The sequence below is a fragment of the Couchioplanes caeruleus genome (assembly GCF_023499255.1).
GTDB lineage: Bacteria > Actinomycetota > Actinomycetes > Mycobacteriales > Micromonosporaceae > Actinoplanes > Actinoplanes caeruleus_A.
The window spans coordinates 8,148,923-8,166,384 of sequence record NZ_CP092183.1; the positions used below are offsets into that span (position 1 = coordinate 8,148,923).

Annotated in this window: 19 protein-coding genes; 8 read left to right on the forward strand and 11 right to left on the reverse strand. The window is 71.2% G+C overall.

All coding sequences use genetic code 11. The features are described from left to right. Window positions 1-26: 26 nt before the first annotated feature. Window positions 27-2,462, forward strand: coding sequence for a helicase-associated domain-containing protein (locus tag COUCH_RS37485; protein WP_249609862.1), 2,436 nt, complete (start codon window positions 27-29; stop codon window positions 2,460-2,462). A gap of 143 nt (window positions 2,463-2,605) precedes the next feature. Continuing rightward, complete coding sequence (locus COUCH_RS37490) at window positions 2,606-4,270, forward strand: DNA repair helicase XPB (RefSeq protein ID WP_249609863.1); 1,665 nt, start codon at window positions 2,606-2,608, stop codon at window positions 4,268-4,270. Between the two features lie 6 nt (window positions 4,271-4,276). Here COUCH_RS37490 and COUCH_RS37495 read toward each other — a convergent pair whose 3' ends face one another. Genes COUCH_RS37495 through ligD (COUCH_RS37510) form a run of 4 tightly spaced genes read right to left on the reverse strand, consistent with a single transcriptional unit; the run spans window position 4,277 to window position 7,272 of the window. Then, complete coding sequence (locus COUCH_RS37495) at window positions 4,277-5,047, reverse strand: HAAS signaling domain-containing protein (protein WP_249609864.1); 771 nt, start codon at window positions 5,045-5,047, stop codon at window positions 4,277-4,279. Next, complete coding sequence (locus COUCH_RS37500; protein WP_199517008.1) at window positions 5,044-5,385, reverse strand: PadR family transcriptional regulator; 342 nt, start codon at window positions 5,383-5,385, stop codon at window positions 5,044-5,046. The genes COUCH_RS37495 and COUCH_RS37500 overlap by 4 nt, the downstream gene beginning before the upstream one ends. A gap of 32 nt (window positions 5,386-5,417) precedes the next feature. After that, window positions 5,418-6,329: a non-homologous end-joining DNA ligase gene (gene ligD, locus COUCH_RS37505; RefSeq protein ID WP_249609865.1), complete on the reverse strand. Its 912-nt coding sequence runs from the start codon at window positions 6,327-6,329 to the stop codon at window positions 5,418-5,420. After that, a complete protein-coding gene (gene ligD, locus COUCH_RS37510; protein ID WP_249609866.1) occupies window positions 6,319-7,272 on the reverse strand; it encodes a non-homologous end-joining DNA ligase in 954 nt (317 codons plus the stop codon). The genes ligD (COUCH_RS37505) and ligD (COUCH_RS37510) overlap by 11 nt, the downstream gene beginning before the upstream one ends. Before the next feature lie 93 nt (window positions 7,273-7,365). Between ligD (COUCH_RS37510) and COUCH_RS37515 the strand changes: the two genes are divergently transcribed. The 3 genes from COUCH_RS37515 to COUCH_RS37525 are packed head-to-tail and all read left to right on the forward strand — an operon-like array spanning window position 7,366 to window position 10,062. Further along, entirely contained in the window at window positions 7,366-8,265 is a 900-nt protein-coding gene (locus tag COUCH_RS37515) for a Ku protein (RefSeq protein ID WP_249609867.1), read from the forward strand. Window positions 8,266-8,278: 13 nt separating this feature from the next. Next, window positions 8,279-8,767, forward strand: coding sequence for an NUDIX domain-containing protein (locus COUCH_RS37520; RefSeq protein WP_249609868.1), 489 nt, complete (start codon window positions 8,279-8,281; stop codon window positions 8,765-8,767). A gap of 38 nt (window positions 8,768-8,805) precedes the next feature. Further along, on the forward strand, window positions 8,806-10,062 hold the full coding sequence (locus COUCH_RS37525; RefSeq protein ID WP_430640858.1) for an MFS transporter: 1,257 nt from the start codon (window positions 8,806-8,808) through the stop codon (window positions 10,060-10,062). 19 nt (window positions 10,063-10,081) lie between these two features. Here the strand turns inward: COUCH_RS37525 and COUCH_RS37530 are convergent, their stop codons facing one another. Then, on the reverse strand, window positions 10,082-11,245 hold the full coding sequence (locus tag COUCH_RS37530; protein ID WP_249609870.1) for a geranylgeranyl reductase family protein: 1,164 nt from the start codon (window positions 11,243-11,245) through the stop codon (window positions 10,082-10,084). Window positions 11,246-11,274: 29 nt separating this feature from the next. Between COUCH_RS37530 and COUCH_RS37535 the strand changes: the two genes are divergently transcribed. Genes COUCH_RS37535 through COUCH_RS37545 form a run of 3 tightly spaced genes read left to right on the forward strand, consistent with a single transcriptional unit; the run spans window position 11,275 to window position 13,720 of the window. Continuing rightward, on the forward strand, window positions 11,275-11,841 hold the full coding sequence (locus tag COUCH_RS37535; protein ID WP_249609871.1) for a sugar O-acetyltransferase: 567 nt from the start codon (window positions 11,275-11,277) through the stop codon (window positions 11,839-11,841). A 41-nt stretch (window positions 11,842-11,882) separates the two neighbouring features. Further along, window positions 11,883-12,455 carry a TetR/AcrR family transcriptional regulator gene (locus COUCH_RS37540; protein ID WP_249609872.1) on the forward strand — a complete coding sequence of 191 codons (573 nt, stop codon included), beginning with the start codon at window positions 11,883-11,885 and terminating at the stop codon, window positions 12,453-12,455. Beyond that, on the forward strand, window positions 12,452-13,720 hold the full coding sequence (locus COUCH_RS37545; protein ID WP_249609873.1) for an MFS transporter: 1,269 nt from the start codon (window positions 12,452-12,454) through the stop codon (window positions 13,718-13,720). Before COUCH_RS37540 ends, COUCH_RS37545 begins: the two co-directional genes overlap by 4 nt. 193 nt (window positions 13,721-13,913) lie before the next feature. Here the strand turns inward: COUCH_RS37545 and COUCH_RS37550 are convergent, their stop codons facing one another. From COUCH_RS37550 to COUCH_RS37575, 6 genes are all read right to left on the reverse strand, one after another. After that, on the reverse strand, window positions 13,914-14,114 hold the full coding sequence (locus tag COUCH_RS37550; RefSeq protein ID WP_249609874.1) for a DUF397 domain-containing protein: 201 nt from the start codon (window positions 14,112-14,114) through the stop codon (window positions 13,914-13,916). A gap of 303 nt (window positions 14,115-14,417) precedes the next feature. Beyond that, entirely contained in the window at window positions 14,418-14,609 is a 192-nt protein-coding gene (locus COUCH_RS37555; protein ID WP_249609875.1) for a DUF397 domain-containing protein, read from the reverse strand. A gap of 162 nt (window positions 14,610-14,771) precedes the next feature. Continuing rightward, on the reverse strand, window positions 14,772-14,960 hold the full coding sequence (locus COUCH_RS37560) for a DUF397 domain-containing protein (protein ID WP_249609876.1): 189 nt from the start codon (window positions 14,958-14,960) through the stop codon (window positions 14,772-14,774). A gap of 670 nt (window positions 14,961-15,630) precedes the next feature. Then, window positions 15,631-15,822, reverse strand: a complete 192-nt coding sequence (locus COUCH_RS37565; protein ID WP_249613935.1) for a DUF397 domain-containing protein — start codon at window positions 15,820-15,822, stop codon at window positions 15,631-15,633. Between the two features lie 64 nt (window positions 15,823-15,886). After that, window positions 15,887-16,786, reverse strand: a complete 900-nt coding sequence (locus COUCH_RS37570; RefSeq protein ID WP_249609877.1) for a helix-turn-helix domain-containing protein — start codon at window positions 16,784-16,786, stop codon at window positions 15,887-15,889. Window positions 16,787-16,990: 204 nt separating this feature from the next. Next, window positions 16,991-17,437, reverse strand: a complete 447-nt coding sequence (locus tag COUCH_RS37575; protein ID WP_249609878.1) for a DUF6232 family protein — start codon at window positions 17,435-17,437, stop codon at window positions 16,991-16,993. Between the last annotated feature and the right edge of the window lie 25 nt (window positions 17,438-17,462).

Consider the following 17,462-nt stretch of genomic DNA (forward strand, 5'->3'; position numbering starts at 1 on the left):
TCCCATGGCGGCTAGCTTTGAAGACGATGGCCACCGCATTCGCCGACCAGCTCCGGTCCCTGTCCGACGACGCCCTGGGCGCGCTCATCCAGTTGCGCCCGGATCTCGTCGTGCCCGTACCGTCCGACATCTCCGCCCTGGCGGTCCGCGCCCAGTCCCGCGGCTCGGTGGCCCGCTGCCTGGACGTGCTGGACGAGTTCACGCTCGCCGTCCTGGACGCGGCCCGGCTCAGCCGCTCCGAGGAGACGGCGGCGACGTCGCTCGCGCAGATCCTGGCGCTGACCTCGGGAGCCGCCGAGGACGACGACGTGCGGGTCGCGGTGGGGCGGCTGCGGGCGCGCTTCCTGCTGCACGGTCCCGAGGACGCGATGCACGTGGTCGGCGCGGTCGACGAGGTGACGTCGCCCTATCCGGCCGGCCTCGGGCGGCCCGCCGACTACCTTGACCCGCAGGCCGCCGCGCTCTGCGCCGATCGGGCCAAGCTGCGGCGTACGGTGCTCGCCGCGCCCGCGGGCGCCCGGGCGGTCCTCGACCGGCTCGCCGCGGGGCCGCCGGTCGGGGCGCTGAGCTCGGCCAGCGGCGTGGCGGAGCCGGTGCGCTGGCTCATCGACAACCACATCCTGGTCCCGGTGTCCGAGGCCGGGCGGGCGCCCCGAGCCGACGGTGAGCTGGTGGAGCTGCCCCGCGAGGTCGGGCTGCTGCTGCGCCGCGAGAGCGGCCCGCTGGGTGGGCTGCGCCCGTTCCCGCCGGTGCCGGAGGGCACGGTGCGGGACCCGAAGTCGGTCGACTCGGCGGGCGCCGGCCAGGTCATGGAGGCGGTCCGCAGCGCCGAGGCGCTGCTCGAGGCGCTGTCGGCCGAGCCGGCCGGGGTGCTGAAGGCCGGGGGCCTGGGCGTACGCGACCACAAGCGCCTCGCCCGCGCGGCCGGCCTGGACGAGTCCACGGCGGCTCTGCTGCTCGAGGTCGTCCACGCGGCGGGCCTCATGGGCGAGGCGGACGTGGCGGGCACCGGCCGCGGGGTGACGACCAGCCGGGCCACCGGCGCCGCCGACGAGATCTTCCTGCCCACCGGCTCGTACGACCTGTGGCGCGCGTTGAGCACCGCCCGGCGCTGGGAGGCCCTGGCGAACGCGTGGCTGGCGATGTCCCGCCAGCCCGGCCTGGTCGGTCAGCGCGACGACCGCGACCGGCCCATCACCGTGCTCGCCCCGGACGCCGAGCGCGCCGGGGCACCGCAGGCGCGGCGGGAGGTCCTGACCGCCCTGGCCGACCTGCCGGCGGGCACCGCCCCGAAGCCCGACGACGTGCTCGCCCTCCTGGCCTGGCAGGCGCCCAGAAGGGCCCGCGGACGCGAGGCGGCGCATCGGGACGCGCTGGCCGGGGCCGCCGCGCTGGGCCTGACCGGGCTGGGCGCGCTGACGTCGTACGGACGGCTGCTGCACGCCGGCGACGACAACGACGACGACGATCCGCTGGGCGCCGGCCCCGGGGGCGAGCGGGCGCCCGGCACCTCGGACGCCGTACGGGCCCTCGACGGCCTCCTGCCCGCCCCGGTCGACCACGTGCTCGTGCAGGCCGACCTGTCGGTGGTGGTGCCCGGACCGCCCGAGCCCGAGCTGGCGGCGGAGCTGGAGGTCGTCGCGGAGCTCGAGTCGGCGGGCGGCGCGAGCGTGCACCGGGTGACCGCCGCGAGCGTCCGGCGCGCCCTCGACGTCGGGTACGCCGCCACCGACCTGCACACCCTGTTCCGCCGCCGGTCGCGTACGCCGGTGCCGCAGGCGCTGACCTATCTGATCGACGACGCGGCGCGAAAGCACGGCGGTCTGCGCGCGGGCTCGGCCGGTTCGTACGTACGCAGCGACGACGAGGCGCTGGTCGCGGAGGTGCTGGCGGACAAGCGCCTGGCCACCCTCGCGCTGCGCCGGCTGGCACCGACCGTGCTGGTCAGCCCGTTGCAGCTGCCCCGGCTGCTCGGCGCGCTCCGGGACGCCGGGTTCGCGCCGGTCGCGGAGGACGCCGCCGGGGCCGCCGTGCTGACCCGGCCGAAGGTTCGCCGGGCTGCCAGCCGTACCCCCGTCTCGGTCCGTCTCGCCGAGCCGGCCGGGCCGCCGATCCTGGCCGGGCCGCGACTGGCCGGCGTGGTGGAGCAGATCCGCCGCGGCGACATCGCCACCCGCGCGGCCCGCCGCGCGCCGGTCAGCGTGCGCGCCGCCAACGGCCAGAGCGTGCCCGGCCTGACCTCGGTGCAGGCGCATTCGCAGGCCATGGCGGTGCTTCAGCAGGCCGTCCGGGACAAGGCCCGGGTGTGGGTCGGCTACGTGGACACGCACGGCGCGACGCTGTCGAGGCTGGTCCGCCCGGTCTCGCTCAGCGCCGGGTACCTGCGCGCCGAGGACGAGCGGACCGAGACGTTGCACACGTTCGCGCTGCACCGGGTGACCGCGGCGGTTCTGGAGGACTGACCGGCGGGACCGCGCGCCCCCGTTAGCCGCGCGCGATCCGTCAAGGTTCCGCCGAAGCGTTGCACACGGGATCAAGCCCGGCCGGTACGCGCGCGGCCGTGTCAGACTGGAGGGTCTCCTCTCGTTCGTGGAAGGGCTTCTTGGTGAGCAGCGGCGGACCCCTGATCGTGCAGTCCGACAAGACCCTGTTGCTGGAGGTCGACCACCCCGATGCCCAGGCGTGCCGGATGGCGATCGCTCCGTTCGCCGAGCTGGAGCGCTCGCCCGAGCACGTGCACACCTACCGGTTGACGCCGCTCGGGCTGTGGAACGCGCGTGCCGCCGGCCACGACGCCGAGGGTGTGGTCGACGCCCTGATCAAGTTCTCCCGCTATCCGGTGCCGCACGCGCTGCTGGTCGACGTGGCGGAGACCATGGACCGGTACGGCCGCCTCCAGCTGGCCAACGACCCGACGCACGGGCTCGTCCTGCGCGGGCTGGACAGGATCGTGCTGGTCGAGGTGGCGAAGAGCAAGAAGCTGGCCGGCATGCTGGGCGCCCGCATCGACGACGAGACGATCGTGGTGCACCCGTCCGAGCGGGGCCGGCTCAAGCAGGCGCTGCTGAAGCTCGGCTGGCCCGCCGAGGACCTCGCCGGGTACGTGGACGGCGAGGCGCACGAGATCGCTCTGGCCGAGGACGGGTGGACGCTGCGGTCGTACCAGCAGGAGGCGGTGGACGGTTTCTGGGCGGGCGGCTCGGGCGTGGTGGTGCTGCCCTGCGGCGCCGGCAAGACGCTGGTCGGCGCGGCCGCGATGGCCACCGCGAAGGCGACCACGCTGATCCTGGTCACCAACACGGTCGCGGGCCGGCAGTGGAAGCGGGAACTGATCGCCCGCACGTCGCTGACCGAGGAGGAGATCGGCGAGTACTCGGGCGAGCGCAAGGAGATCCGCCCGGTCACCATCGCCACGTACCAGGTGCTCACCTCCCGCAAGGGCGGCGCGTTCACCCACCTCGACCTGTTCGGCGCCCGCGACTGGGGCCTGGTCATCTACGACGAGGTGCACCTGCTGCCGGCGCCGATCTTCCGCTTCACGGCCGACCTGCAGGCCCGCCGCCGCCTCGGCCTGACCGCGACGCTGGTGCGCGAGGACGGCCGCGAGGGCGACGTCTTCTCGCTGATCGGACCGAAGCGCTACGACGCGCCCTGGAAGGACATCGAGGCCCAGGGCTGGATCGCCCCGGCCGAGTGCGTCGAGGTCCGGGTCACGCTGACGGACGCCGAGCGGATGGCGTACGCGGTGACCGACGCCGAGGAGCGCTACCGGGTGGCGGCCACGGCTCGCACCAAGCTGCCCGTGGTGCGCGCCCTGGTGAACAAGCACGCGGGTGAGCAGACGCTGGTGATCGGCGGGTACATCGACCAGCTGCACGAGCTCGGCGAGTACCTCGACGCCCCGATCGTGCAGGGTTCCACCACCAACAAGGAGCGCGAGCGGCTCTTCGACGAGTTCCGCGCGGGCGCGCTGCGGACGCTCGTCATCTCGAAGGTCGGCAACTTCAGCATCGACCTGCCTGAGGCCGCCGTGGCGATCCAGGTGTCCGGCACGTTCGGCTCGCGCCAGGAGGAGGCCCAGCGCCTCGGCCGCGTGCTGCGCCCCAAGGCGGACGGCCGCCAGGCGCACTTCTACACCGTGGTGTCACGCGACACGATCGACACCGAGTACGCGGCCCACCGCCAGCGGTTCCTGGCGGAGCAGGGGTACGCGTACACGATCGTCGACGCCGACGACGTGCTCGGCCCGCCCCTGCCGCAGGTGGACTGACCGCGGCTACTCCGTCGGCCGCACCGGCTGCACGGGCGGTACGGGCGGCTCGGCCGGCTCCGGCACCTCCACGGACACGGCCGTCGGCGGCTCGTCCACGCTGCTGCCCTGCAGCAGGAAGGCGCCGGCGAGGCAGCCGAACGCGACGACGACGACGAAGGCGATCGCGGCTCCGACGGCGGCCCGCACCCAGGCGCGGGACGACGGTTCCCGGCGCGGCGGCGGGGGCGGATAGGGCGGCCCGCCGACGAACGGCGGCGGTCCCGCGTCCGACCACGGCCGCCCGCCCGGGCCGCTCGGGAAGAGGTGGCCGCCGCCCGGCGGGAAGGGCCCGGGCCGCTGCCGGAGCAGGTCGTCCGGCGGCGGGACCACGGCGGCGGAGAACGGCGGGGGCGCATAGGGCTGCGGCGCGGGCCCGGCCGCCCCGAGAACCTCGGCGCTGTCCAGGGCGGCGGTCCGCTCGGCCCGCCCGGTGAAGCGCGCGGAGGCGGCAGCCGTGACCGTTCCTCGCCTGGCCCCGGCCAGCTCCACCGTCGGCTCGGGCAGGCCGGCTTCCTCGTACGCCGCGGCCGCCACGACCTGCGGGCTGCCCAGCCGCTCGAGCACGACGAGCAGCTCGGTCTCGGACGAGACCCCCCGCTCCGCGCGCTCGTTCACGATGTGCGCCTCGAGGTCGCCGAGCAGCTCCCGGCGCTGCAGGACGGGCAGGCCGCCCAGGCGTTGCTCCAGTTCGCGCAGGTACTCGGCGACGACCTCGTCGCATCTGTCGCTGCTCATGCCCCACCGGTCCCTACAAGACGGTCGACGGTCTGTCGAAACGACACCCATTCCGTGCGGAAGTGCTCCAGCGCCGACCGGCCGTCGTCGGTGAGCGCGTAGTAGCGCCGGGGCGGCCCCGACGGCGACTCGCTCCACTTGCTGTCGAGCCAGCCGATGCGGCGCAGCCGGGACAGCAGCGGGTAGATGGTGCCCTCGGAGGCGGCGAGGCCGCGTTCGTCACCGAAGCGACGCACGATCTCGGTGCCGTACCGGTCCTCGTGCTCGACCATCGCGAGCACGCAGAACTCGAGGGTCCCGCGCCGCAGACTTGTCGAGAGCTGCGCGACGTCTGCCATGCGGCACACGGTACCTTGCGTCGCAAGGTACCTCAAGAGACGGGCAGCGGCGGCCCGGTCACCAGCAGATCGGCGAGCAGGTCACCGTGGTCCTCCACCCGTTCCAGCACCTCGGATGCGCCGAACTGGCGCGCCTCCTCGTCGCCGAGCGCCATCGCCGAGACTTCGTCCCACGTCAGGGGCGTGGAGGCGGTCGGCGCCGCCATCGCCCGCAACGAGTACGGCGCCACCGTCGTCTTGGCCGCGGCGTTCTGGCTCCAGTCGATGAACACCTTGCCGGGCCGGACCGCTTTCGCCATCTTCGCCGTGATGGAGCCCGGAACCTGCGCGGAAAGCTCCTCCGCGACCTTCTTGGCGTACCGGGAGACGACCTCGGAATCCTGCGTGCCGGAGATGGGCACGCACAGCTGCATGCCTTTCTTGCCGGAGGTCTTCGGGTACGCGCTCAGCCCGTCCCCGGCGAGCCGGTCGCGCATCAGCATGGCCACCGCGCAGCATTCCCGCAGTCCCGCCGGGGCGCCCGGGTCCAGGTCCACGACCATCAGGTCCGGGTGCTCGCCGATCCGCCACTGTGGCGTGTGCAATTCCAGGGACGCCAGGTTCGCCACCCAGACGAGCGCCGCCAGCTCGTCCACGACCACGAAGTCGATGGTTTCCCGGGACTTGGTGGAGCCGGGTACGGGCAGCGTTTCCAGCCGTACCCAGGAAGGGGTTCCGCCCGGCGCGTTCTTCTCGAAGAAATGCATGCCGTCGACGCCGTTGGGATAGCGGATCCGGGTCAGCGCGCGGTCCCGCAGATGCGGCAGCAGCACCGGCGCGATCCGCGTGTAGTAGTCGATGACCTCGCCCTTGGTGAACCCCGCCTCGGGGTACATCAGCTTGTCCAGGTTCGACAGCTCGAGGTCGCGGCCCTCGATCTGGACGGCGAAACGCTCACCCACCATCGTCGTCCTCCACGCATTCCGCCGGCGTCTTGTCGGGGCGCAGCCGCAGGAAGCGCGGGAACCGCAGCCGGCCGTCCGGCGTACGGTTGCCGTAGCGCACCTCGACCACCAGGTCGGGGCTTACCCAGTGCGCCCCGCGGGCATCCTCGCGCGGCACGGCGCCCGGCGTGAACGGCGACTCGCGGGTGGCCAGCGGCTCCAGCACGGACAGGAGCTCACGTTCCGCCGCCGCGCCGATCCCGCCGCCGACCCGGCCCCGGAACAGCATCCGCCCGTCCGGCCCGGGTACGCCCACCAGCAGCCCGCCGAGCTGGCGCGCCCCGGAGCGCCACCCGCCGATGACGTAGTCGCCGGTACGGTCGAACTTCACCTTGATCCAGTCCGGTGACCGCGCGCCCGGCAGGTACGGCGTCCCCAGCCGCTTCGCGACCACGCCCTCGAGGCTGTTCTCCCGGGCGGCCGCCGCCGTCGCCGCGCCGTCGGGGAAGGCCGGTGGCACCATCCACGGCCCCGCGCCCAGGTCGAGCCGCTCGAGGCGGGCGCGGCGCTCCTCGTACGGCAGGTCCAGCAGCCAGGCGCCGTCGTACCGGAGCAGGTCGAAGATCATGTACGTGGCCGGCAGCGTCACGGCCAGCCGGGCAGCCTTCCCGGTGTCCCGGACGTGCATGCGCTCGGCGAGCGAGGTGAACGAGGGCCGCCCCGCCGCGTCGAGCACCACCATCTCGCCGTCAAGCACCGTGTCGGGCGGCAGCGCGAGCGCCGTGAGCTCGGGATAGGCCGGGGTCACGGACGCGCCGGAACGGGCCCACAGCTGCGGCGGCCCGCCGGCGGCGAAGGAGGCCAGCACGCGGACGCCGTCCCACTTGAACTCGTAGCTCCACCCCGCGCCGGCCGGCAGTGGCCCCGCGGTCGCGAGCATGGGAGACAGGGGCGCGCCCGGCACCTGATCACCTTAGGCACGAGCGAACACCTTACGCAGGCGTCTCACTAATGCCATCCTTGATCGAGGCGCAGCTCACGGGGGTAGGAGGCGAGTATGCGAGCGATCTGGAAGGGCGCGGTCTCGTTCGGCCTGGTGTCGATCGCCGTCAAGCTCTACTCGGCCACCGAGGAGAAGGACATCCGGTTCCACCAGGTGCACCGCACCGACGGCGGCCGGATCAAGTACCAGCGGACCTGCTCGATCGACGGCGAGGTGGTCAGCTACGACGACATCGCCAAGGGGTACGACATCGGCGGCGGCGAGATGGTCATCCTGACCGACGAGGACTTCGCCGAGCTCCCGCTCACCACGTCCCGGGCGATCGACGTGCTGCAGTTCGTACCGGCCGAGCAGATCGACCCGCTGCTGTTCGCGAAGTCGTACTACCTCGAGCCCGAGGGCCAGGCGGCGAAGCCGTACGTGCTGCTCCGCGACGCCCTGACCGAGGCCGACCGGGTGGCGATCGTCAAGATCGCGCTGCGCCAGCGGGAGCAGCTCGCGACCCTGCGCGTCCACGACGACGTGCTGGTCCTCAACACCATGCTCTGGCCCGACGAGGTACGCACCCCCGACTTCGGCTTCCTCGACGACGACATCGAGACCCGGCCGGCCGAGCTGGCGATGGCGAGCTCCCTGATCGACTCGATGGCCGGCAGCTTCAAGCCCGAGGAGTTCACCGACAACTACCGGGCCGCGCTGCAGGAGGTCATCGACGCCAAGGTCGAGGGCCGCGAGGTCGTCGCCCCGGAGGAGGCCGAGGAGGCACCGGCTGCCGCGGTGGACCTGATGGCGGCGCTGAAGGCGTCGGTCGAGCGGGCCAAGGCCGCCCGCGGGGAGGCCGCGGAGGCCACCCCCATCAAGAAGGCGGCTCCAGCGAAGAAGGCAGCCGCCAAGAAGACCACCGCCGCGAAGAAGACCACACCCGCCAAGAAAGCGGCGAAGAAGGCCTCCTGACTAGGGTGGTCCTGTGGCATTGACGTGGGCTGAGTCTTATCTGGGCCGGGTACGCACCAGCGTCGGCGACACCGACACCCTGCTGTTCGTGGGGGCGCGCGGGGTCATCCTCGACGAGCAGGGGCGCCTGCTGCTGATCCAGCGCTCCGACAACCGCCGCTGGGCGATCCCGGCGGGCGCCATGGAGCTCGGCGAGAGCATGGAGGAGTGCGCGATCCGGGAGGTGTGGGAGGAGACCGGGCTGCGGGCCACCTCGCTGACGCCGTTCGCGTTCTACAGCGCGTACACGTACACCAACGAGTGGGGTCACACGTACCAGCAGATCCTCATGTCCTTCCGGATCCACACCTGGGAGGGTGAGCTGCAGAAGGTGACCGAGGAATCGGTCGACGCCGGGTTCTTCCCGCTGGAGGCGCTGCCCGGCCCCAAGTCGATGGTCATCGACGAGACGCTGGCCGATCTCGCCGCCTTCGAGTCCACCGGGCGCATGGTTCTGAAATAGGCTCGCCCGCGCCGGACGCCGCGGGCAGGATGCGGGACGTGACCGACCGGCCCCGGCGGCGGCTGGGGCTCGACCTCACCCCGCTGCGCACCTCCCGCGACTTCCGCCTCGTGTTCTTCGGCGGCTCGGTGTCGGGCATCGGGTCGTTCATCACGTACGTCACGATCCCCTACCAGGTCGCCCGGCTCACCGACGATCCGCTGATGGTGGGGCTGCTCGGCGTCTGTGAGCTCGTACCCCTGCTGGTGATGGCCTTCGTGGGCGGCGCACTCGCCGACTTCCTGGACCGTCGCCTGCTGGTCCGCGGCGGCGAGCTCGCCCTCGCCGGGCTCTGCGCCGTCCTGCTGCTCAACGCCCTCGGCGACCGGCCGCACCTGTGGCTGCTGTTCCTGGTGGCGGCCCTGACCGCCACGGTCGACGGCATCCAGCGGCCGGCCCTGGAGGCGATGGTCCCCCGCCTGGTCCGGCGGGAGGAGCTGCCGGCCACGATGGCGCTGCGCGGGCTCGGCATGCAGGTGGCCCAGCTCGGCGGCCCGGCCCTGGCGGGCGTCCTGATCGCGTCGGTCGACCTCACCCTGGTGTACGCGTTCGACCTCGCCACCTTCGCGTTCTCGGTGACCTGTCTGACGCTCGTGAAGGCGGTTCCGCCGCCGCCCGACGCGGACCGGCCGTCCCTGCGTTCGGTGGCCACCGGCCTGCGGTACGCCCGCAGCCGCCAGGAGCTGCTCGGCACGTACCTCGTCGACATCAACGCCATGTTCTTCGGCATGCCGCAGGCGCTGTACCCGTTCCTGGCCACCCAGCTAGGCGGTCCGCGCGTCCTCGGCCTGCTCTACGCGGCCCCGGCCGCCGGCGCCCTGCTGGCCACGCTCGCCTCCGGCTGGACCGGCCGCGTACACCGGCACGGCCTCATGGTGATCATCGCCGCCGCGCTGTGGGGCGTCGGCATCGTCGGTGCCGGACTGTCGGACATGCTCTGGCTGACGCTCTTCTGCCTGGCCTTCGCGGGTGCCGCGGACATGATCTCCGGCATCTTCCGCATGGTGATCTGGAGCCAGACCATCCCGGACCACCTGCGGGGCCGGCTCGCCGGCATCGAGATGCTGTCGTACACGACCGGCCCGCTGCTGGGCCAGCTCCGGTCGGGCCTGATGGCCCGCGGCCGGCTGGGCGTCCCGGGCTCGATCTGGGTGGGCGGCGTGCTCTGCATCATCGGTACGGCCGCCCTGGCCCTCGCCCTGCCCAAATTCGTCCGGTACGACGCCAGAGATCACCTGACCCCCACCGCCTCCTGAGCCCAGCCGCCTCTTCGGTTCAGCCGCCGAGCAGCCCCGCGGCGATCCGGATGGCCGGGCGGTGCACCACGTCGGCCATCGACAGCTCGCCGCGGCAGAACTTCTCGAACGCGCGCCATCCGATCGGCGTCCGCATCGCCGTGTGCATGAGCCGCTGATGCTGCTCGAACACCCGCAGCAGCCGCCGACCCGCCGCCATCTCCGGCGCCAGATGCCGCTCGACCAGCGCGTCGTACTCGGCCAGCCCGTCCGGGGCATCCGCGCGGGCGGCCACCTCCCCCGCCCACGTCCCCGAGCGCAGCGCGAAGCTGATGCCCTCCCGGGTCCACGGCTCGAGCAGACCGGCGGCGTCGCCGACGACGATGACGCGGCCCCGGCGCACCGGCGAGCCCGCGCTGCGGCACCGGGTCAGATGCCCGGAGTCGCGGACGACCCGGCGGTCCTGGAGGCCGAGCTGCGCAAGGAACTGCGACAGGTACTGCTTGGTCTCGGCGCCTCTGCCCTTCGCCATGATGACGCCCACCGTGAGCTCGTCGTCCTTCGGGAAGACCCACCCGTACGAGCCCGGCACCGGACCCCAGTCGAGCACGACACGCCCGCGGTACGCCGCCCGGTCCGCGGCCGTGGCGGCCACCTCGACCTCCAGCCCCAGGTCCTGCTGGTCGAACGTGACCCCGACGTGCCGGGAGCTGATCGCCGCGGAGCCGTCGGCGCCGATGACCGTACGGGCCCGGACGACCTCCCCGCCGGCCAGCACCACAGTGGCCGACGCCTCGTCCTGGTCGATGGCCCGGACCTGGGCGTTCTGGCGTACGTGCGTCCCGGCCGCCACCGCCGCCTTGTACCAGGCGAAGTCGAAGTCGTCGCGCCGGACCATCGTCAGCAGCGGGCGCGGCGACCGGCGGGTGACGCCGTGCCGCCCCCGGTCGGTGAAGGTGATCGCGGTGATCGTGTCGCGGGCCGGCACGGTCAGCCGCGGTCCGGCGAGCCCGAGGGACGTGCCGATCAGCCCGCCCCCGCAGGTCTTGTAGCGCGGGTGCTCCGCGCGTTCCAGCACGATCGTCCGGGCCCCGGCCGACGCCGCCGCATGGGCCGCCGCCAGGCCTCCCGGACCGCCGCCGACCACGGCCACGTCCCACTCCGCCACCACGTGCGCGAGTCTAACGATCAGCGCTGTGTACATCCGTACACTAGATATGTACGCTCGTACGCATGACCGGCCCCAGCATGCGTGAGCGGATGCTCGCGGGAGAGCTCTACATCGCCGATGACCCGGAGCTGTTCCGCGACATGGAACGGGCCACCTCCCTGCGGCACCGCATCAACACGATGGATCCCACCGACCGCCCGACGCTCCGCGCCCTGTTCACCGAGCTCCTCGGCGCGTACGGCGAGGACAGCGAGATCCGGCCGCCCTTCAGCTGCGACTACGGCTACCAGACCTTCATCGGCGCCCGCACCTTCGCCAACTTCGGCCTGATGTGCCTCGACGTCGCCCGCATCACGATCGGCGACGACGTCCAGATCGGCCCGAACGTGCAGCTGCTCACGCCGACCCACCCGGTCGCGGCCGGTCCCCGCCGGCAGAAGTGGGAGGCCGCCCTTCCGATCACCATCGGCGACAACGTCTGGCTGGGCGGCGGCGCCATCGTGCTGCCCGGCGTCACCATCGGCGACAACACGGTGGTCGGCGCGGGCGCCGTCGTAACCCGCGACCTCCCTGCGAACGTCGTGGCGGTCGGCAACCCGGCCCGCATCATCCGCGAGGTCGAGCCGTGACCGCCCCGGTGCCCGCCCGCAAGCTTTCGAAAGGCCCGGCCTTGACCGCCCCGTCGCGCCCGGTGCGGCGGCACGACCCGGACCGGCGCTCGCGGATCATCGACGTCACCGTCGAGATCATCGCCGAGTGCGGCATCGCCCACACCACCCACCGGCGGATCGCGGCCGCCGCGGACGTACCGCTGGGGTCGTTGACCTATCACTTCAACGGCCTGGACGACCTGCTCGCGCAGGCCTTCCGGCGGCACGCGGAACGCATGTCCCGCGCCTACGAGGCGGCCTTCGACACCGTACGCACCCGCGATGACTTCGTCGAAGCCGTCACGAACCTGATCCACAGCGACGCGGACGCCGATCCGCACGACTGGGCCGTGGCGTACGAGCTGTACCTGGCGGCGCTGCGCGACCCGGCGCTGCGCGAGGTCACGGAGTCCTGGATGCACACGAGCCGCGCGGTCCTCGAACGCTTCATCGACCCGACCACCGCCCGCGGCGTCGACGCCCTCATCGAAGGCCTGGTCATGCACAAGGTCCTCGCCACCACCCGGGGCGCCACCCGCGCCGAGACCCGGGACATCATCAGCCGCCTCGTACCCGCGGAAGCAGGATCATGACCACCACCACCCACCCCGCGTCCGCGACGGCGGCGGCCCGCGCCGTCTACATCGCCTTCATCGGCGCCGGCGTCGCCATGGCCTCATGGGCCACCCGCATCCCCCAGGTACGCGACGGGCTCGGCCTCACCCCGTCCCGCCTCGGCATGGTGCTGCTCGCCATCGCCACCGGCTCGATCATCTCGCTGGTCCTGGCCGGCCAGATCGTCGCCCGGTTCGGTTCCCGTCGCACGGTGGTCGCCATGGCGGCGCTCCTCGGCGTGGCGGTGACGACGGTCGCGCTGGGATATCCGTACGGCATCCCGCCCGTGGTCGTCGGCCTCTTCCTCTTCGGCTTCGCCAACGGCGCCTGGGACGTCGCCATGAACGTCCAGGGTGCGGTGGTGGAACGCCGGCTCGGCAAGGCGATCATGCCCCGCTTCCACGCGGGCTACAGCGTGGGCACGGTCGCGGGCGCCGCGGTGGGCGCGGCGGCGGTCGCCCTGCACATCTCGGTGACGGCTCACCTGATCGGGGCGGCCCTGCTGGTCGCGGTGGCCGTGATCGCATCGGTACGCACGTTCATCCCGGACGACGTCGACACCCCGGCCCCCGCACCGGCGGCAGCCCCGCACGGCTCCCCCGCCCAGCCGTCCACCGGCGGAACGGGCCTCACCGCCTGGCGGGAGCCCCGTACGCTGCTCATCGGCCTCTTCGTCCTGGCCTTCGCCTTCGCGGAAGGCGCGGGCATCGACTGGATCAGCGTCGCCATGATCGACGACTACGGCACGGCCGCGACGACGGGCACCCTCGCCTTCGCCCTCTTCATGACGGCGATGACCGTGGGCCGCTGGTTCGGCCCGCCGCTGCTCGACCGCTACGGCCGCGTCGCGGTGCTCCGGGTCCTGGCCGTCCTCAGCCTCACCGGCCTGCTCATCTTCATCTTCGGCCCGAACACGGCCACAGCCTTCGGAGGCGCCCTCCTCTGGGGGCTCGGCGCCTCCCTCGGCTTCCCGGTCGGCATGAGCGCCGCAGCGGACGACCCGTCCCGCGCGGCACCCCGGGTCAGCGTGGTGGCCTCGATCGGCTACTGCGCGTTCCTCGGCGGCCCGCCCCTGATCGGCTTCCTCGGCGACCACATCACGGTCCTGAAGGCCCTGACGGCGGTGGCGATGGTGCTGGCCGTGGCCACCACGATCGCCGGAGCGATCCGGCCCCTGCCGGACCCGGACCCCACGCCGCCGGAGGCTGTCGGCTCGCCGGTGACCGTCCGCGACCCCGGCTAGGACCGGGTCGTCCACGCGCCGCAGCGCGGGAGCCGACGCAAACCGAACAGGGCCGCGGCTATCCCCTCGCGCAGGAGCCGGCGCCGGGTGCGGCCATGGCCGGGTACGGCCCGCGTAGAGGTCGGTCCGCATCTCGGCTCGGCCGCGTGATGGCCTGCCCAGCCCGGTCGACGACGTTGTCGAAGCGTCTGCCTCAGCCCAGGTCGAACTCCCCGCCGCGGATGGCGTCGACGAAGGTGGTCCACTCGTCGGCCGAGAAGCGGAGCGGCGTGCCCTCCGGGTTCTTCGAGTCCCGGATCAGGTAGTCGTCGCCCACCCTGGCGACCTCCACACAGGTGCCGTTGGCGCAGCGCCGACTTCGGCGCCAGACCGGCTGTTCCGTCGACTTAGCCATGTGGTGCTCCTCCGTGACGGTTGACGGCTCCACGGTAGGCGACATCGACGGGATGCGGCAGAAGGGCGCCGGTGAGTGAACCGCACTGAACACGGGATATGCGGCTTATCGACCAATTCATCAGCCTGGTTTGACCACTTCACGCATGGATTGGCATCTCTTTCGTGCGCGAAGCGGCTGATGAGTACTCCGGAGGCCCGATTACCGCGCTCCCGCGGGCGACGGGAGTAGAAGGCCGGAGGCCACCTTGCGAAGCGCAGAGGTACATCGTCGGTTACGGACTTGCCCGAGATCGTTGCGCGATCAGTCGAATTCGCCCTGCTTGACGGCGTCGATGAAAGCGGCCCATTCCGCTGCGGTGAAACGGAGCGACGGCAGGTCCGGGGCCTTTGAGTCCCGCACGAAGTACTGACCCTCGCTCTCGGCCACCTCGACACAGGATCCGTTGGCGCACCGACTGCTCCTGCGCCACTCCAGCTTCGGAAACTCGATCATCTTCGCTCCTCCGTAGCGGGTACATGTCCCACGGTAGGCGACGTCCGCACGGGACAGCCGGATCGATGGACCGACGTGACCAGGAGGCCGGGAGCCCGGGAGGTTATGACCGCCCTGCGCACGGTTCGCATCTCCCATGCGCAGGACGGTGCGATGCCGGAACTAGAACTCGCCCGCCATCACGCCCGCGACGAAGTCCATCCACTCCTGCTCCGTGAACGCAAGCGCCGGAACTCCGGGCTGCTTGGAATCACGGACCAGGACGACGCCGTCGATCCGGGCCACCTCGACACACGAGCAATCGGCGCACCTGCTGCTTCTGCGCCACAGGGTCGGAGCACTGCTGTTCATAATGATCTGCAATTCTCGCGAGTACGCACGACCTCATCGGCCGTACGCACGTTGAATGAACTGATAACCAGGACGCAAGGTGTCCGCTTCCCTCCGCCCGACTCGCGAATCCGATCGTGTCGGTTTCGCCTCACTGCCATCCCGCCGTGCTCCGGATATGGTTGTCCTGCACGATGAATGTGGGTGACATGCTCAAGGTGTCATACTGCTACGCCACCGGCGACTCACATGGAACCGCTCGGCGCGAAATCTTGTATACCGGTTTCGCCGAGGTTCACCATTGACATCGAGAATACCGGGCGCCGCTGCCGGCCGCCAGCATTGCCGACACAATCAATACCCGGGACACTCGATATTCCTACGACTAAGGCGGCGGCCACGTCAACGAATTGCGATTGCCGGAACAAGCAGCCGGACGAGGCGTCCGTGACCGCCGGGCACAACGGGATCCGGTGAAACTCGCGAGCACGTGACGCATGGACCACGACCTCCGGGCACGCAGGTCAGCGACCTCGCCCGGACGCATCCGGGCACACCGCTTTCCCGCACGGCACAATCGAGCACAGCTGTGGATCAGAGCCGGACGGTGCACCGACCCTCGAATAGTGAAATGGCCGCCGGGATCCTCGAACAGCGAACATTCGTCGAGGAAGCCCGGACGGCCATCACATCATTCGAAGGTGAACTGACCCTCGTTGACTCCCCGTACGAAAGCATCCCACTCATCCGGAGTGAAGCGCAGCGGCGCGACAGCCGGGCTTTTGGAATCGCGGATGAGGTACTCGTCGGCAACGCGCGTCACCTCAATACAGGTGCCGTTGCTGCAATACGTGCTCTTACGCCACTCGGGCGTCTCGGTCATGGCCACGGTCTCTCCGATTCATGCGTGCCACCATTGGCACACCAGTCACATCATCAACGACTCATCAGCGGGTTGGTGATTTTGTCTCCAGTTCCTTGATACGGGTGTCGACGAAGTCGATCGTGTCGGCTTCGTTGGTCGACAGATTCCAAAGCTGTTCGAAGCGGGAGCGGTGCCGCGTGGTGACCGCCTTGTCCTCGACGATCTCGTCGGTCATGGCGTTCTCGCGGTAGAGGACCTCGCTGTCGGCTCTGTTCTCGCTCAGCGCGACGAGGTCGTAGCTCCCGTTGTTGGGGATCGGGTAGTCCAGGTCGAACGGCAGCATCCGCAGGTGAATGTGGTCCTGCGTGGCCAGCGTCTGCATCTCCTTCAGCTGGCCGGCGAAGACGGTGGGCCCACCGATCGGCCGCATGAAGACCGACTGCTCCAGAAGCACATAGACCTGTACGTCGTCCAGCCTGGCCATGAGGGTCTGGCGGCGCCGTTCCCGGGCCCGCAGCAGTACTTTGACCCGGTCGTCGCCGATGTCCTCCCGGAACTTCCCGGTCAGCGCCTCCGCGTACTGCGGGATCTGGAGGAAGCCGGGGAGGTAATAGATCGAGTAGGCGCGGATCGCCACCGCTTCGGCCTCGTACTCGATCAGGCGGCGGGTCGCGTCCGAGAGCTGGTCGCGGTACTCCTGCGCCTGGTACCAGGCCTGCCGCTGGCGCATGCGCGCGACCTTCGCCGCGGTGAGCAGGTCACTCACGCTGTCGCGATCTTTGATGCCGTAATAGCCGAGCAGCGGGCGCAGATCGTTGGGGGCGATCGTCACATCGCCGTTCTCGATCCGGATGACCTTGCTGAGGGACCACTCCATCTCGTCGGCGACCTGCTGCTGGGTCAGCCCTTTGGCCTCGCGTGCCTCACGCAAAGCCAAGCGCACGCGTCTACGCGCGACGGTGGGCGTGACGGCCTCAGTCATAGGTCCTTCAGAGTTCGATGGAGTGTCGCGCGGGAGTTCCGATGGAGAGCGACGGCTGGAGCGAGGCTGCGACCTCGCTGTCTGCCAGTACGCAGCAAGCGAGGTCGCGCGCCACTCTACTCATCGTCATATCAGAACGAACGAGCCGCTGCGCAAGGTTCATCGAAAAGAGACAAGTGAAGCGCTACGGACTCGCAGTGATCATCAGACGACTGCCAGGCCCCGTGCCGGCTGCGTCGGGCCGGTGTCCTCGATGGCCCGTCGCAAAGCCCTCGTGACCTGGTTGAACACCCGTGGATCGGGCGACGAGTAGAGAAGCACCGGCACGCCCCGGTACGTACCCTGCAGACTCCACCGCCGAGCCGACCGGCTGCCCCTCGCGGCTACCACTATCGAGGCGATGAGGATCGCAACGGCGGCCGCCGTGTAGCCGACGGCGGGTCCGGCGATGCTCCAACTTGCCACCGTCAGAGTGACGAGCCCGGCTGCCGTCGCCGCCAGGCCGGCGACGCTCGAGCCGGTCGGCTCTCCCCGTACGAGAGTGACGTCGCGGAGCTCCCGGACGGCGAACATCCGGGTGGAGCTCGGGGTGCGCCAGATGAAGTGGTCGTCGGTGAGCAGTGCGTCGGGGCCTCGGTAATAGGTGCGCATGGAGCCACTCCTTCCATTCGCTTCG

Coding starts and splice junctions, on each gene's coding strand:
- COUCH_RS37485 (WP_249609862.1), top strand. CDS start 27: ATGGCCACCGCATTCGCCGACCAGCTCCGGTCCCTGTCCGACGACGCC.
- COUCH_RS37495 (WP_249609864.1), bottom strand. CDS start 5,047: ATGAGCAGCGACAGATGCGACGAGGTCGTCGCCGAGTACCTGCGCGAA.
- COUCH_RS37500 (WP_199517008.1), bottom strand. CDS start 5,385: ATGGCAGACGTCGCGCAGCTCTCGACAAGTCTGCGGCGCGGGACCCTC.
- ligD (WP_249609865.1), bottom strand. CDS start 6,329: ATGGTGGGTGAGCGTTTCGCCGTCCAGATCGAGGGCCGCGACCTCGAG.
- COUCH_RS37515 (WP_249609867.1), top strand. CDS start 7,366: ATGCGAGCGATCTGGAAGGGCGCGGTCTCGTTCGGCCTGGTGTCGATC.
- COUCH_RS37530 (WP_249609870.1), bottom strand. CDS start 11,245: ATGTACACAGCGCTGATCGTTAGACTCGCGCACGTGGTGGCGGAGTGG.
- COUCH_RS37535 (WP_249609871.1), top strand. CDS start 11,275: ATGACCGGCCCCAGCATGCGTGAGCGGATGCTCGCGGGAGAGCTCTAC.
- COUCH_RS37545 (WP_249609873.1), top strand. CDS start 12,452: ATGACCACCACCACCCACCCCGCGTCCGCGACGGCGGCGGCCCGCGCC.
- COUCH_RS37550 (WP_249609874.1), bottom strand. CDS start 14,114: ATGGCTAAGTCGACGGAACAGCCGGTCTGGCGCCGAAGTCGGCGCTGC.
- COUCH_RS37555 (WP_249609875.1), bottom strand. CDS start 14,609: ATGATCGAGTTTCCGAAGCTGGAGTGGCGCAGGAGCAGTCGGTGCGCC.
- COUCH_RS37560 (WP_249609876.1), bottom strand. CDS start 14,960: ATGAACAGCAGTGCTCCGACCCTGTGGCGCAGAAGCAGCAGGTGCGCC.
- COUCH_RS37565 (WP_249613935.1), bottom strand. CDS start 15,822: ATGACCGAGACGCCCGAGTGGCGTAAGAGCACGTATTGCAGCAACGGC.
- COUCH_RS37570 (WP_249609877.1), bottom strand. CDS start 16,786: ATGACTGAGGCCGTCACGCCCACCGTCGCGCGTAGACGCGTGCGCTTG.
- COUCH_RS37575 (WP_249609878.1), bottom strand. CDS start 17,437: ATGCGCACCTATTACCGAGGCCCCGACGCACTGCTCACCGACGACCAC.